Genomic DNA, 14,656 nt, shown 5'->3' with positions numbered 1-14,656 from the left:
TATTCTTAACCCAACAGGGCATCTAATTTAGAGGCCATCGCGATATCACGCGGAGAAAGGCCATTTACGTCGTGGCTGGTCAGGGTCACTTCTACCGTCTTGTAGACGTTCGACCATTCAGGATGGTGGTCCATCTGCTCGGCCACCATCGCCGCGCGGGTCATCCAGGCGAAGGCTTCCGAGAAGTTCTTGAAGATGAAAGTCTTGGTGATCGCATCGCGGCCGTCTACCACGGTCCACCCGCGCGACTTCACCTCGGCCAAGCCGGTTTCGCGGGCCTCGGCTGTTAGGGCTGCGTTGGTCATTCCTGTTCCCCTACCTGTGCCGCCTTGAAGGGGCCGTAGCTTGTCAAAACCTCGATCTCTTCGTCGATCGCATTTCTTTCGGCCTCCAGATAATCTCCGATGGCCTTGGCGAAACCTGCGTCCCCAACCCAATGCAGCGAATGGGTCGCCACGGGCATGTAACCCCGTGCCAGCTTATGAGTTCCCTGCGCCCCCGCTTCCACCCGTGACAAACCCTGCGCAATGGCGAAATCAATGGCGCGGTAGTAGCACAGCTCAAAATGTAGACAGGGGTGATCTTCCACACACCCCCAGTAACGCCCATAGAGCGTATCGGCCCCGATAAAGTTCAGCGCCCCCGCCACGGGCTGGCCGTCGCGAATGGCGAGACACAAGAGCATGTCATCAGCCATCGTCTGATGAGCCAAGTCGAAAAACGCTCGCGTCAGATAGGGCGTCCCCCATTTGCGCGCGCCGGTGTCTTGGTAGAAGTGCCAGAAGGCGTCCCAATGCTCAGGCTTGATCTGCTCTCCGGTGAGGCTGACGATCTCTCCGCCGAAATCCTGTGCGCGGGCACGTTCCTTGCGGATGTTCTTGCGTTTGCGTGACGACAAGTTGCCAAGGAAATCATCGAAACTCGCATAGCCGTCGTTGACCCAATGAAACTGCTGCGACACACGCCGCATCAGGCCGATGCGTTCGCCCGCAATCGCCTCATCCTCGGTGCAGAAGGTAATGTGGATCGACGACAACTCATTATCTGCGGCGATTTGCACCGCGGCTTGTATCAGCGCGGAAATGCCGGTGGTGTCGTGACCCGGACGGGTCAAAAAGCGGCGGCCTGTGGCGGGGGTGAAGGGGGCGGCGATCTGGAGCTTGGGGTAATATTGCCCGCCCGCATTTTCATAGGCATGGGCCCAGTTGTGATCGAAGATATATTCGCCCTGACTATGGCCCTTGGCGTACATCGGCGCGCAAGCGATCACGAGGTCTCCCTGCCGCGCCACCAGATAGCGCGGCTGCCAGCCCGTCCCCTGCCCCACACTGCCCGATTGCTCCAACGCATTCAGAAAACGGTAGGTGGTGAAGGGGTCAAGCGGGCGCCCCGCCTCGGGGCAGGCGCAGGCATCCCAATCCTCGGGCGCAATCTGCGACAGAGAGGTCAGAACTTCGATGCTGATCTGGGTGTCACCGTCCACGCTTAAGGCTCCATTATGGGTCAGGTCAAAGATGGGGCCTTGGGCGCGGCGGTCAATCCTTTAACGCCGCCGGGGGCGCAATGCCCCGGCGGCTGGACTTCTGGCATCAAGGTCGGTCGGCAGGAATGTAGCCTTCAAACGTGATGTTGTCGGCGACGCGACGCGCCTCAACCTCTTGCTCGGGCGAGCGGACGGTCCAACACAGGATAGGCACACCCCTGGCCTTCAGCTCTGCCACCCGTGGCGCTGCAAGATCGGCCCGGTTGTGGCTGATGAAACTGGCCCCGACCGTATCAAAGGCCCCGATTTCACGCAGCGCTTTCAACGTGTCCGGCGACAGGTCCGGCCATTCCGTTTCATTATAGCCGTCCGTCACGATCCCCCGCGCGACGCTCGGGGCGCGTTTGGCCATGTTGGCGACCATGTGGGGGTTGAAGGACATCACAGCCACGGGGCCAACGTAGCCTTCCAGCGCGGAGGCGACCGCGCGTTCAAGCTCATCCGGGGCCGCGCCCGTGCCGCCGGATTGGTCCTTCAGCTCGATCAACAGAGGCACCTTGCCGTCAACGATTTTCAGCACATCAGGCAGGGTCGGCACTGTTTCAGTCGATCCGGTAAGTCTCACATTCACCAGATCCCGTGACGCCCAGCCGCGGATCGGGCCGCTTTCGGCGGTAAGACGATCCAGCCGTTCATCGTGGAACACCATCGCCGCCCCATCCGAGGTCAGCTGAACGTCCACCTCAATCCCATACCCTGCGGCCACAGCCGCCCTTACGGCGCCTGCGCTATTTTCAATCACGCCGCTTGCCCGATCATGGAGACCACGATGGGTTAGCGGTTGGCCAAGGAAGGCGGCGGGAAGCTTCGGTGTCATGGTTTGATCTGGAAGATGCCTTCGATTTCTACCGCAACGTTGAACGGCAAAGCACCCGCACTGACCGCCGAGCGGGAGTGACGGCCGGCGTCGCCCAGCGCCTCCACAAGGAAATCCGAACAACCGTTCACAACCTTGGGCTGATCGCCGAACTCAGGTGTAGAATTCACGAAGCCGGTTAGCTTTACCACGCGCACCAACCGATCAAGATCGCCGCCACAGGCCGCTTTCACCTGACCCAAAAGGTTGATCGCGCAAACCCGTGCCGCTGCTGCGCCTTCCTCCACTGTCAAGTCAGCGCCGACTTTACCAGTGATCAATTCACCGTTTTCCATGGAGATCTGGCCCGAGACGAACAAAGTCTCTCCCACCTGAACAAAAGGCACGTAGTTGGCCGCAGGGGCCGCCGCGTTGCCCAAAGTGACACCCAATTCCGCGAGCCGTGCTTCAAAGTTTCCGCTCATGTCCGAGCCTCCGCAAATATGTGAATTTGGCGCGACCCTAAGTCGGTAGGCGCGGCAAGGAAAGACCGCTTTAGCTTTCCCGCATCGCACGAGAGAAATAGGCGGCGAAAGGTTCCAGCAGATAGGTCAGCGGCGTGCGATCTTCGGTGCGAATAAATGCCGTAACAGGCATGCCGGGGATCAGCACATGCCCCTCCAGAAGCTGTGCTTGATCGTCAGACATGGTTATTTCGGTGCGGTAGAAACTGCTGCCGCTGGCCTCATCCACGAAGGCATCGGCAGAGACTTGGGCGACCCGCCCGCGCACATCGGGCATGGTGCGTTGGTCAAACGCGGGGAAGCGGAGGGAAACCGATTGCCCCTCAAACACCTGATCGATGTCTATCGCAGGGACACGGGCCGAGATCACCAAGGGGCGTCCTTCGGGGACGATATAGGCGAAAGGGTCCGCCGGGCGCAGGACTGACCCAGTCCCGAAAATGGTCAACCCATGGATCGTGCCCGCCACGGGCGCACGCAGTTCCAGCCTCGAGATGCGCCGTTCAAGGTTGGCGGCGCGTTCGTTTAATTCCTGTTCCACGACGCGGATTTCACGCAGCTCTGCAATCGCTTGCTCGCGGCGACTGGTGGTGATCTGTAAAATCGCCAGTTCCGTCTCGATGATCCGCTCCGCAGCTTCGGCACGGCCTGCGATGGCTTGGCCCAACTGTCCGCGTAATTGCACCAGCTCTTGGCGCAGGCGCACGACCGGTTCCACCGTGCCAGAACCGCGATCTAACAGGTCCTCCCGGCGCGAAAGTTCCTCCGTGACGAGGGCAATTTGCTCCTCCAACGCCGCTTCTTGGGCGCGCATGGCATCGACCTGAGTGCCTATCTGCGTGATCCGCCCCCGCAATTGCTCCTCCTCCCGCGCGAGGGTGTCGGCGCGGGCGGCGAAGAGGTTTTGCTGCCCGCTCAGCACATCGGCAATATCGGGGTTCACGGCACCAAAGGCGCGAAGGCTTTCGTCATACGCGAAGGCAACGGCACCGTCGCGCTCTGCGGTCAGTCTCGCGCGGCGCGCGCCCGTTTCTGCCAGGCGCGCAAGGGCGACCGTCAGCTCGGTTGTGGCCTCGGCCGCGTCAAGCCGGACAAGCACCTGCCCTTCGGCCACACGGTCCCCTTCATCGACCAGCAATTCCGCTACCACGCCCCCTTCGGGATGCTGGATCGCTTGCCTATTACGGTCCACCTCGATCTGGCCTGAGGCGACAACGGCCCCCGACAGCGTGCTGGACACAGACCAGCTGCCAAAGCCTGCGACCAAAACGAACAGCGCAAAAAGGCCAAGGCCCATGGGTCCGCGAACGGACCAAGCGGAACGGGTGACTGGGGTCATGTCAAATCCCCCGGTGACTGTCCTTTGGTGACGCGCTGCACCTCGGCGCTGTTATGCAGGACCTTTGCCAGCACCTCATCACGAGGGCCGAACGCTTGCACGACACCGCCATTCAGGACCAACAGCTTATCGCACTGCTGGATGGCATTGGGCCGGTGCGCCATGATAAGCACGCTGTGGCCCGCCGCCTTCATGCCCTGCACGGCGATGTTCAGCGCCTCTGACCCCTCATGATCGAGCGCGGAGTTCGGCTCATCCAGCACCAAAAGCACCGGATCGCCGTAGAGTGCACGGGCTAACCCAACGCGCTGTACCTGCCCGCCGGACAAGCGCGGGCCGGTGCCCGATACGTCGGTGTCATAACCATGGGGAAGCTCTCGGATCATGGTGTCGGCGGCGGCGGCGGTAGCGGCCGAGGTCACGGCGGCTGCCTTGGGCGACGGATCGAGGCGGGCGATGTTTTCTGCAACAGAACCGTCAAACAGGCTGACCGATTGCGGCAGGTAGCCGATCAACTTGCCCAGTGCGTCCGGGTCGTATTGGTCCAACGTCGCACGGTCCAACCGGATCGAGCCGCCAGAGATAGGCCAAACACCGGTGATGGCCCGCGCCAACGTGGATTTGCCCGAGCCAGACGGGCCGATAATGCCAATCGCCTCCCCCGGTTCCAAGCGGAAGGACACGCCGCGCAGGGAAGGCTTCACCTCTCCCGGCGGGGCGACGGTTAGGCCCGCCACCTCTAGCGCGGCTTTGGGGCGTGGCAGCGCCAGCCGCGGGAGAGTCTCGCCCTCGGCCAGCAATAGGGCGCCCAGGCGATGCCAGCCCCGCAAAGCCTCCTGAATGAACGGCCATTGTCCAATCGCCATATCAATCGGTGCAAGGGCGCGGCCCATAAGGATCGATCCTGCAATCATCGCGCCCGCCTGCATTTCGCCGCGCAGAACCAGTAGGGCGGCAAGGCCCAATATCGCCGATTGCACGAACAGGCGCAGGGTCTTGGATAGCGTCGCAAAGCCCCCCGCGCGGTCGGCCACGTGCATGCTGACATCCAACGCCCGCGCCCGTTGCTGGTGCCACCGAGCAAAGGCTGCGCCCTGCATCCCGAGCGAGCGTATCACCTCGGCCGATGATTGCATTTCCGCCGCCATCCGGTCCGCCGCCCGGCCGGTTTCCGATGCCTCTGCCAAAGGCCCGGCGGTGCTGATGCGGTTGGCGATTGTCACGAGCACCAGCGCAAGCGCGGCCCCCAGCGCGAACCACCCCAACCAGCCATGGAACGTAAAGATCGCCAAAATAAACAACGGCGTAAACGGCAAATCAAACACGGCCATAAACACCGGAGAGGACATGACCCGCTGGACCGAGGCCAAATCTGCCAGCGCCGTCTGCGCCTGCCCCGTGCGCTGCGCCCGGTCCAACGCCGCACGGAAAACACGCGCATCGAAGGTTTCCTGCAACCGCGCCCCGAACCGGGCCGCAACGCGGGCGCGGGCGTAATCCAAGATTCCCATCATCAAAAACAGGAACGCCACCAGCACCGACAGGGCCAGAAGCGTTTCCTCACTCCCCGATCCCAAGACCCGTTCATAGACCTGCAACATGAATAGGGGACCGGTCAGCATCAGGACGTTCACAAACAGGCTGAACAATGCGACGGACCACAGAATCCAGCCGTTGCGTCGGCGAAACTCTGCCAGCTCATCAATTGCAATCATGTGCATCGGGTTGGCGGCCTTTTGTGGTGCATTTCCTGCCACACGCCGCCTTGACAGGCAGCCCTTCCCTGCCGATGTAACAAGGGTGTGGTGCCCCGAATTATTACCCTATACCCTTTAAGAAGTGTGTAGGCGGACAAAGTCGCCAGACATGCTGCCTTTGGGGGATCGACGTGCGCTTTTTACCTTCGCGATTTTTGGGCCAATGCAGCGCTTTTGCGCTGGTCGTTCTGGTGTCCGCTTGCGGCCCGGCAACCTTGCCGCCCGGCGATCAGATTGCCGACGCAGATGAGGCCCGAAACCGCGCCGCTCATGAGCTTAACCTTTCCCTCGACCGGGCCTTTCTAAGCCCTGCCTCCGACGCCTACGGATCGGGTGTGCCGGAACCTGTGCGGGTTGGTGTCTCTAACTTCGCATCCAACCTTAACCAGCCCGGTTATGTGCTGAACAACCTGCTGCAATTGCGCCTTGGCGATGCGGCGCAGAACACCCTGCGGTTTGCGCTGAACACCACCGTCGGCGTGGCGGGCCTGTTCGATGTGGCCACCGCCCTTGGTGTGCATGAGGCCGACACGGACTTTGGCGAGACCCTGCACATCTACGGTGTGGGAGAGGGCGACTACGTGGTGCACCCGTTCTTTGGCCCGTCCACCACCCGCGATACCGTCGGCATGGTCGTGGACTACGCGATGAACCCGCTACGCCACTACATAGAAACGCCCGAAAGCAATTATCTGACGGCCACAAGCGTCGCCTCTGGGTTGAACTCTCGCTACGAATTCGACGGAACGATCGATTCCGTTCTGTATGAAAGCGCCGACAGCTATGCGCAGTTACGCTCTCTCTACCTGCAACAGCGCCGGTATGAATTGGGCGGCTCCAGCGCCGACTATGAAGACCCCTACGCCGATGCAGACCCAGCCGCGGCGGCCCAAGCCGTAGCCGCTGACCCAAATTATGACCCTTACTCGGACCCGTATTTTGATCCCTATGCCCAATAAATTCCAATCCCTCCGCTCTCGCTTTGGCCGTCGTGCCTTTTTGTCCACCGCTGTTGCCGGGGCGGCTGTGCCGTTCCTGCCCGGCCATGCCCAGGCGTTGAACGCGAACCAAGCTCAAGCGCTGGTGGAGGCCGCTGTGGCAGACGTGAACCGTGTCATCGCCTCGGGCGGGTCGGAAGCCAGCGTTCTGCGAGAGATGGAGCGTATCCTCAGCACCTACGCAGACGTGCCCACCATCGCCCGTTCGGTGCTTGGCCCTTCAGCACGGTCCGCCAGCAACGCACAGATGCGCGCCTTTACCGAGGCGTTCCAGGATTACTTCTCGGCGAAATACGGTCGCCGTTTCCGGGAGTTTATTGGCGGGTCGATCACCGTGAACTCTGCCCGGCCGGTACGCTCGTTCTTCGAGGTCATCAGCACCGTGAACATGCGCAATGAAGCGCCATTCGAGCTGCGCTGGCTGGTGTCAGACGGCTCGGGGCGGCCGCTGTTCTTCAACCTGATTATCGAGGGTGTGAACCTGATGATCTCGGAAAGGACAGAGATCGGCGCGATGCTGGAATCGCGCGGCGGCAACATTGATGCCCTGACGCAGCATCTTCGGACACTCGGTTAAGTCACGCCGTACGGTGGATTGTAGGGCGGGCTTAAGCCCGCCACCCCCTCGCGACACAACGGCTCGCACCTAATTCAGCTGATATTCTAACGGGTAATGACCGTTGCGAAATTCTCCGAAAAGATCGGGAAGGTCAGGGTGGCTCACCGGCTCGCCACTATCGTCGGGCACAAGGTTCTGCTCCGAGACATAGGCGACGTAGTAGGTTTGGTCGTTCTCAGCCAACAGGTGATAAAACGGCTGGTCCTTCAGGGGGCGCGCCTCTTCTGGGATAGCTTCGTACCATTCTTCGGAATTTGAGAATTCCGCATCAATATCAAAAACAACCCCGCGAAACGGGTGCTTCTTGTGACGGACGATCTGCCCGATATTGTATTTGGCTTGTGTCTCAAGCATGGATTGCCCCCAGAACTTACCAAGATTCATTATCGAACCGTTACCGGGTTTGTCCATCCCGACGCACCGTTCAACAGGGAAACAGTCTGTGAACCTAGCTTTTGCCGTTCTCGAAATTACCGCGCCCGTCTTTGTTTTGGGGCTCGCTGGCTTCGTTTGGGTCCGCGGAGGTTTTGACTACCCCACCCAGTTCGTGACCCGCCTTGCCATGACCCTCGCAGTGCCCTGTTTGATCTTCACGGCGCTGGTCAATGCCGACATCGAACCGAGCGCCCTTGCGGCCCTCAGCTTCGCGTCGGTCCTGTGCTACGCCTTGGCCACCGCCGCTGCCTTTGCCGTCGTCCGCCTGTTTCGCCTTGATATGCGGGCCTATCTGGCTCCGCTCACCTTTGGGAACACCGGCAACCTTGGCTTGCCGCTGGCGCTATTTGCCTTTGGCGACACCGGGCTGGGGCTGGCGATTGTGGTTTTCGCAGTCATGGCGATCATCATGTTCACCGCGGGCCTTTGGATGGTGGCCGGGGTGCAGAACCCCCTCCGCGTGTTGAAAGAGCCAATCCTTTGGGCCTCGATCCTTGGGGTCTTGGCCCTGATCGTCGGCTGGCAACCGCCTACGGTGGCTCTGAATGCGCTGACGTTGGTCGGCCAAATGGGCATCCCGCTTATGCTGTTGACCCTTGGGGCCGCTGTGGCCCGCCTGAAACCCGCCCGCGTGCTTACCGCGCTCGGCCTTTCGGCGATCAAGCTGTCGGTGGGCCTGGCCGCTGGGATCGGCGTGGGCCTTGCCGTGGGTCTGTCCGGCGTACCGCTGGCCGTTCTGATCCTGCAAATGGCAACGCCCGTGGGCGTCACCTCTTACCTCATGGCTGAGCGGTATCAGACCGACCCCGACGCCAGCGCCAGCCTTGTGGTCACCTCAACACTTCTGGCGATTATTGCGCTTCCGGTCACGCTTTCGTTCCTTCTGCCCGGATAAGGCAATCCACCAGTTTTCCCGCAAGGTTTTTTGGTGTATAGTCAGGGTTAACGCGCCGAAAAAATGGCGCAACCCAGAGGCAGAGCAGGCCAATGTATAGACGAACTCTTTTGATAGGCCTTACGGCCTCTCTCGCGGCGTGTGGGTCGCGGGAATTTGATTCCCCCCGAAACCTCGACAACGCTTGTGCCCTTGCGGAGGAGCGCCCCCATTACATGCGGGCCATGCGCCGGGCCGAACGGAACTGGAACGTACCCGTTCACGTTCAGATGGCCGTAATCCATCAGGAAAGCCGCTTTGACGGCGATATCCGCCCCCCCTACCGCTATGCCTTGGGTGTGATCCCCATGGGGCGCCAAAGCTCGGCCATTGGCTATTCCCAGGCGTTGGACGGCACGTGGGATGAATATATCGACGCCACTGGCAACCGAGGGGCCGACCGCACCGACATCCGCGACGCCACCGACTTCATGGGCTGGTACATGAACCTGACGCTGGAGCGGAACAACATCCCCCTCACCGACGCGCGCCGCCAATACCTTGCCTACCACGAAGGGCACACAGGCTACGCGCGGGGCAGCTACAACTCCAAGCCATGGTTGTTGGACGTTGCTCGCCGTGTGGAAAGCCGGGCAGAGCAATACCGCCTTCAGCTTGCCAGCTGCTAGGCGGTTGCCGCTGCCACTTGGGGCTACCGTTAGTTCCTGTTTCGGGCGTTAATTTCCTGCGGGATCGAAAAATAGCTCGCGGGAATGCTCCCGCCTTGCCGAAGTGCGCCCAAAATCACCGTTGTCTGAGCGCCGCCCTCATCAGTGATGACCCATTGGCGCAGCTCGATCGGGTTCGGCGTAAACACCAGCGCGATAGAGCCGACATTGGGGCGTTGCGGATCACGGGCCACGACACGGGTCGCGGTGCCGTCGAACGTATGGTCGCTGACCATCCCCGATTGGCCGAGGTTCACGTTACGCTCTAGAATGATGCGCAGAGGGGTCTCGGACAGCGGGTATTGCTCGGGCGGACCCGAGGCGCGCCCATCGAAAATCGCCACTTGGCTGCCGCCCGCCATGACCAGAAGATCATCGCCGTCATAGTCAAAGCGCACCCGTCCGGGGCGATGGATATAGACCGTCCCCGTGGAAACGGTTCCGTCCGAGTTAATCTGCGTAAACGGGCTCTCGGCCGTTTGCATCGCGTTCAGGTACGCGGACAAATCCGCCAAAGGGATCGCATTGGCAAAGGCCGCAGATGTGCCCGCAAGGGTGAAGGCGGCAGTGGCACCCAGAAGGTTCCGGCGTGTGATCGACATAAATTTATGCTCCGATTCGAAAGGCTTGCCTTGAATATAGGGACACTCTGCGCGCTATGCGATAACACCGGCGCGTCGCCGCCTATCAACACTGCGCGAGGACTGACACCGCCTAGCCGTGCTGCCCCGTCTCCTCAGATTATCGACGAACGGGGCAAACTTGTTGCCTTGCGGATCGCGCGGATATCACACGTTAATACCGGGACTATAGGTGCCGCGCTAGTCCTGCTCAGGCACCAAGATTTCGCGCTTACCCACATGGTTGGCGGACGACACGAGGCTGTTTTCCTCCATCTGCTCCACCAAACGCGCGGCCTTGTTGTAGCCGATGCCCAACTTGCGCTGGATGTAGGAGGTCGAACACTTGCGGTCCTTCACCACAATCGCCACCGCCTGATCGTACAGCGCATCTTCGCCGCCCGTATTGCCACCCGTGTTCAGGCCCAACACCGCATCAATGTCGCTTTCCTTGTCATCGTCAGGTCCGTCCAACACGCTCGACGCGTAATCCGGCGGCCCGAAGGACTTCAGGTGGCGCACGATTTCTTCAACCTCTTCGTCCGAACAAAACGGCCCATGGACGCGAGTGATCTTCGCTCCGCCCGCCATGTAGAGCATATCACCCATGCCCAGAAGCTGCTCGGCCCCCATCTCCCCCAGGATCGTGCGGCTGTCGACCTTGGAAGTTACGTGGAAGGAAATCCGCGTGGGGAAGTTGGCTTTAATCGTGCCGGTGATGACATCCACAGACGGACGCTGCGTGGCCATGATGATGTGAATGCCCGAAGCCCGCGCCATCTGTGCAAGGCGCTGAATGCAGGCTTCAATCTCTTTACCCGCGACCATCATCAGATCGGCCATCTCATCGACGATCACGACGATGAAGGGCATCTTCTCGGGCATATATTCTTCCGTCTCGAACACGGGATCGCCCGTCTCGTCGTCGAAGCCGGTCTGGTAGGTGCGCGAGAACATCTCGCCCTTATCCAGCGCGTCTTTCACCCGGCTGTTATAGCCGTCGATGTTACGCACGCCCATTTTGGACATCTTGCGATAACGCTCTTCCATCTCGCCCACGGTCCACTTCAGGGCCACAACGGCCTTCTTCGGGTCCGTGACAACAGGCGACAGAAGATGGGGAATGCCGTCATAAACCGACAGTTCCAGCATCTTCGGGTCGATCATGATCATCCGGCAATCTTCCGGCTTCAGCTTATAGAGCAGCGACAAGATCATCGTGTTGATTGCCACCGATTTACCGGACCCCGTCGTACCCGCGATCAGCAGGTGAGGCATCTTGGCGAGGTTGGCGATAATCGGATCACCGCCGATATCCTTGCCCAGGGCCAGCGGCAGGCTGGCGTTGCCATCGCCAAAATCTCGGTGGCTGAGCATTTCACGCAGCACCACCATTTCGCGGTTCTGGTTCGGCAATTCGATCCCGATAACCGTGCGGCCCGGCACCGTGGAAACACGGGCAGACAGCGCGGACATCGACCGGGCGATATCGTCGGCCAAGCCGATCACGCGCGATGCCTTGAGGCCCGGCGCGGGTTCAAGTTCATACATCGTGACAACGGGGCCGGGGCGCACGCTGACGATTTCGCCCTTCACGCCGTAGTCATCCAGCACGTTTTCCAGCATCCGGGCGTTCGCTTCCAGCGCCTCATCGGACAGGTGATGGCGCTCGATCGTGGTGGGGCTGGTCAGCAGCGTCAGCGGCGGGAATTCATAGGGCTCAGGCTCGGACAGGGGCAAGGAAGGCTGGCTGTCTGCCTTGGCTTGGCGCGATTGCGCGGGGGCCTTGCGCGATGGTTGCTGCACAACGCGGCGCGGCTCTTCCTGCGGGGCGGGCACGGCGCGGCGCTGGATGCCCGGTTGCACTTGTGGCGCGGCAGCAGCGATGGGGGCCGGTTGCGGCTCGGGACGGTTCAGCTCAACAGGCTCAACCTCGGCCATAGGGGCTTCGGGCGCCTCAACAGGGGCTTGCGCCGCGGCAGCCGTCAAAGGAGGCTCTTTCCGGTTCAGGCTTGGAATGCGCGAAGGCGTGCCCGGCGTCACACGAGCACGGGCCGCGATATCGGCAATGGTGTTGCCGGTCTTGGGCGCTTCCTGTGGGCTACGGCGCGCCCGGATCGCATCCGAAATACGCGAGCGTACACGGTCTGGCCCCACGGGCTCTTCTTGTAGGTCTTCCACCAACACCGGATCGGCGTCGGGCAAAGGCCCCTCTAGCGTAGGTTCAGGCTCCCGCCGCAGACTGGGCATTCGAGAGAATAACCCTTGCGGCGCAGCGGCTGGTGCAGGCGGGGCGGCGGGTTCCGCATAGGCGGGGTCGGCGGCGGCGGTCAGGGCGGGCTCAACCGGGATATCCGCACGGTGCACACGGGGCTGCCCGGTTGTGGTGTATGATGGATCAATCGCTAAGGGAGCAGCCTGCGCGGCCAAGGCTTCGCGACGTGCGGCACGGCGATCTTGCAAAGCGACAGCGGTGGCCCCTGCCCCACGGCCAAGTCCGCGCATCGTTGCCATTACCGCCGTTCCTGTGGCGATCATGCCCACCAAAAGGAACCGTAGGGTCAACCCAAGCTCACGCTTAGTGACGCCCAAAACGAACAAGACCATCGCTGCCGACAAAAGAAATGCAAGGAAAGCGGCCACTTTGATGCCGATCTGTGGCGACATGGGCAACGCGCTGAGCACTGCGCCAAGGATCGTATCGCCAAACAGGCCACCGGCCCCAAAGGAATGCGACCAGCCCACAGGCGGCACATGGCTGGCGGCGTAAATCGCGGCCATGGCAATGGCGATGGGCAGGAACAAGACGCGGCCCAAGGCGCGTTCTTGCCCGCGATGCAGAATGAACCGCGCGCCCCAAGCAAGGGCTGCCGTCGGCAGAACCCAAGCGGCAAACCCCATAATCATCATCAAAACGGCAGCGATCGAAGCGCCCCCGCGACCCAAAAGGTTCTCGGGCGCGGCATCGGTAGCGGCCATCCAGTTGGGGTCTTCGGGCACGTAACTCCACAGCAACGCAGCCAAGGCAAGGCCAAGCCCCACAAGCGCCATGCCACACATCTCTCGGCCCCGACGGGCGAGGATTTCGTGCATATGTCCGTCCAAAAGCGGCTCTCGCTGGCGGGTCTGATAGGCCATTATCGTGCCTCCTCAATCATATAGCGTCTTGCGGATCAACATGAGCCCGCGACGCATTTCTTCTTTTTCAGCAACCATCGCGACGCGGATCTTGTCGTGACCCGGCGTGACGCCGTCCACTTCGCGCGCAAGGTAGGAGCCGGGCAAAACCTTCACACCCGTCTCTTGCCACAGCTTCACCGTGGCCTGTTCGGCATCTTGCACCGGAAGCCACAGGAAGAACCCGGCTTCGGGGCCTTTGTAGCCCTGCACATCCCCGAAAATCTCATCGGCGATGGCGTATTTTTCTTGGTAAAGAGCGCGGTTCTCCACCACGTGATCTTCGTCGCGCCACACGGCCTCGGCCACGGCCTGAAGCGGCTGGGGCAACGGCGCACCGGAATAGGCCCGCAATTGCTTGAGCCGCGCGATGGTTTGCGGTCCCCCGGCACAGAAACCCGACCGTAGACCCGGCAGGTTGGAGCGTTTGGACAAAGAGTGGAAGATCAGAACCCGTTCAGGGTCAGCACCCATCTTTTGGGCAACCTGAAGCGCCCCTGTGGGGGCATCATCACGGTAAATCTCGGAATAGCATTCGTCGGCGAAAATCTTGAAGTCGTGCTTTTCGGCCAGTGTTATCAGCGCTTCCCAATAGGCCTCGGACGCAACAGCGCCCTGCGGGTTCGCCGGAGAGCATATGTAGGCAATCGCCGTGCGGTCCAAAATAGCCGGATCAACGGCATGAAAATCGGGCAGATCGCCGGTCGCCGCCGTGGCGGGCAGGTACATCGGCTCAGCCCCCACAGAAAGAGCGGCCACGGCGTAGACCTGATAAAACGGGTTCGGGGTCAGAACGACAGGTTGTTGGCCGTTCTTTTTTTCCGGGCACAGCGCCATGCAGGCGTTATAGAGCCCTTCGCGCGTCCCATTGAGCACAAGGATTTGTGTCGCCGGGTCCACATCGACGCCATAGCGTTGGCCCAACCAATCGGCCTGCGCCCTGCGCAACGCCAAAGAGCCATCGTTTTCGGGATACTTCGCAAAACCCTGGATGCTGTCGGCCAACACCTTGTCGATCCAAGCGGGGAACGCGTGGCGAGGCTCGCCAATGGTCATCAAAATAGGGTCGCCGCCCGGCTCCATGCCGTCCAACAACGTCCGCAAACGCGGAAACGCATATTCAGGGAGGTTCGAAAACCGCTCCGGAAAAACCATAACTGCCTCATTTTCGGGGTCATTAACGCCCCGTTAGCCATGATGATAGCGAACGGGGCGGCGCTGGTCCAGAAAAACAGCCGTGTTTCCA

14 protein-coding genes are annotated in these 14,656 nt (G+C 61.2%); 4 read left to right on the top strand and 10 right to left on the bottom strand.

From position 1 onward, the window contains the following. Positions 1 to 5 precede the first annotated feature (5 nt). The 6 genes from K3728_01910 to K3728_01885 form a co-directional block, all read right to left on the bottom strand. Positions 6 to 305: a 4a-hydroxytetrahydrobiopterin dehydratase gene (locus K3728_01910; protein UWQ96024.1), complete on the bottom strand. Its 300-nt coding sequence runs from the start codon at positions 303 to 305 to the stop codon at positions 6 to 8. Beyond that, complete coding sequence (locus K3728_01905; GenBank protein ID UWQ96023.1) at positions 302 to 1,483, bottom strand: GNAT family N-acetyltransferase; 1,182 nt, start codon at positions 1,481 to 1,483, stop codon at positions 302 to 304. The genes K3728_01910 and K3728_01905 overlap by 4 nt, the downstream gene beginning before the upstream one ends. Before the next feature lie 106 nt (positions 1,484 to 1,589). After that, positions 1,590 to 2,360 (bottom strand): phosphodiesterase, encoded by a 771-nt coding sequence (locus K3728_01900; GenBank protein ID UWQ96022.1) that lies wholly within the window; start codon positions 2,358 to 2,360, stop codon positions 1,590 to 1,592. Continuing rightward, on the bottom strand, positions 2,357 to 2,824 hold the full coding sequence (locus tag K3728_01895; protein UWQ96021.1) for a RidA family protein: 468 nt from the start codon (positions 2,822 to 2,824) through the stop codon (positions 2,357 to 2,359). Before K3728_01895 ends, K3728_01900 begins: the two co-directional genes overlap by 4 nt. 70 nt (positions 2,825 to 2,894) lie before the next feature. Then, positions 2,895 to 4,202, bottom strand: a complete 1,308-nt coding sequence (locus K3728_01890; GenBank protein ID UWQ96020.1) for an HlyD family type I secretion periplasmic adaptor subunit — start codon at positions 4,200 to 4,202, stop codon at positions 2,895 to 2,897. Then, a complete protein-coding gene (locus K3728_01885) occupies positions 4,199 to 5,923 on the bottom strand; it encodes a type I secretion system permease/ATPase (protein UWQ96019.1) in 1,725 nt (574 codons plus the stop codon). The genes K3728_01890 and K3728_01885 overlap by 4 nt, the downstream gene beginning before the upstream one ends. Positions 5,924 to 6,090: 167 nt before the next feature. On the opposite strand from K3728_01885, the gene K3728_01880 reads away from it, so the two are divergent. Together K3728_01880 and K3728_01875 are read left to right on the top strand one after the other, a co-directional pair. Then, on the top strand, positions 6,091 to 6,918 hold the full coding sequence (locus K3728_01880) for a VacJ family lipoprotein (protein UWQ96018.1): 828 nt from the start codon (positions 6,091 to 6,093) through the stop codon (positions 6,916 to 6,918). Continuing rightward, complete coding sequence (locus K3728_01875; protein ID UWQ96017.1) at positions 6,908 to 7,534, top strand: ABC transporter substrate-binding protein; 627 nt, start codon at positions 6,908 to 6,910, stop codon at positions 7,532 to 7,534. The genes K3728_01880 and K3728_01875 overlap by 11 nt, the downstream gene beginning before the upstream one ends. A 69-nt stretch (positions 7,535 to 7,603) precedes the next feature. Here the strand turns inward: K3728_01875 and hspQ are convergent, their stop codons facing one another. Beyond that, positions 7,604 to 7,930, bottom strand: a complete 327-nt coding sequence (hspQ, locus tag K3728_01870; GenBank protein UWQ96016.1) for a heat shock protein HspQ — start codon at positions 7,928 to 7,930, stop codon at positions 7,604 to 7,606. Between the two features lie 88 nt (positions 7,931 to 8,018). On the opposite strand from hspQ, the gene K3728_01865 reads away from it, so the two are divergent. Together K3728_01865 and K3728_01860 are read left to right on the top strand one after the other, a co-directional pair. Next, a complete protein-coding gene (locus K3728_01865; protein ID UWQ96015.1) occupies positions 8,019 to 8,906 on the top strand; it encodes an AEC family transporter in 888 nt (295 codons plus the stop codon). Positions 8,907 to 8,998: 92 nt separating this feature from the next. After that, a complete protein-coding gene (locus K3728_01860; protein UWQ96014.1) occupies positions 8,999 to 9,574 on the top strand; it encodes a lytic transglycosylase in 576 nt (191 codons plus the stop codon). A gap of 29 nt (positions 9,575 to 9,603) precedes the next feature. Here K3728_01860 and K3728_01855 read toward each other — a convergent pair whose 3' ends face one another. From K3728_01855 to K3728_01845, 3 genes are all read right to left on the bottom strand, one after another. Then, complete coding sequence (locus tag K3728_01855; GenBank protein UWQ96013.1) at positions 9,604 to 10,215, bottom strand: outer membrane lipoprotein carrier protein LolA; 612 nt, start codon at positions 10,213 to 10,215, stop codon at positions 9,604 to 9,606. A 219-nt stretch (positions 10,216 to 10,434) separates the two neighbouring features. After that, positions 10,435 to 13,371: a DNA translocase FtsK 4TM domain-containing protein gene (locus K3728_01850; GenBank protein UWQ96012.1), complete on the bottom strand. Its 2,937-nt coding sequence runs from the start codon at positions 13,369 to 13,371 to the stop codon at positions 10,435 to 10,437. 12 nt (positions 13,372 to 13,383) lie between these two features. Then, on the bottom strand, positions 13,384 to 14,565 hold the full coding sequence (locus K3728_01845; GenBank protein UWQ96011.1) for an aminotransferase class I/II-fold pyridoxal phosphate-dependent enzyme: 1,182 nt from the start codon (positions 14,563 to 14,565) through the stop codon (positions 13,384 to 13,386). Positions 14,566 to 14,656 lie beyond the last annotated feature (91 nt).

It is taken from the genome of Rhodobacteraceae bacterium M385 (assembly GCA_025141835.1).
In the GTDB taxonomy this organism is placed as follows: domain Bacteria; phylum Pseudomonadota; class Alphaproteobacteria; order Rhodobacterales; family Rhodobacteraceae; genus Gymnodinialimonas.
This window is presented reverse-complemented; position numbering and strand designations above follow the sequence as displayed.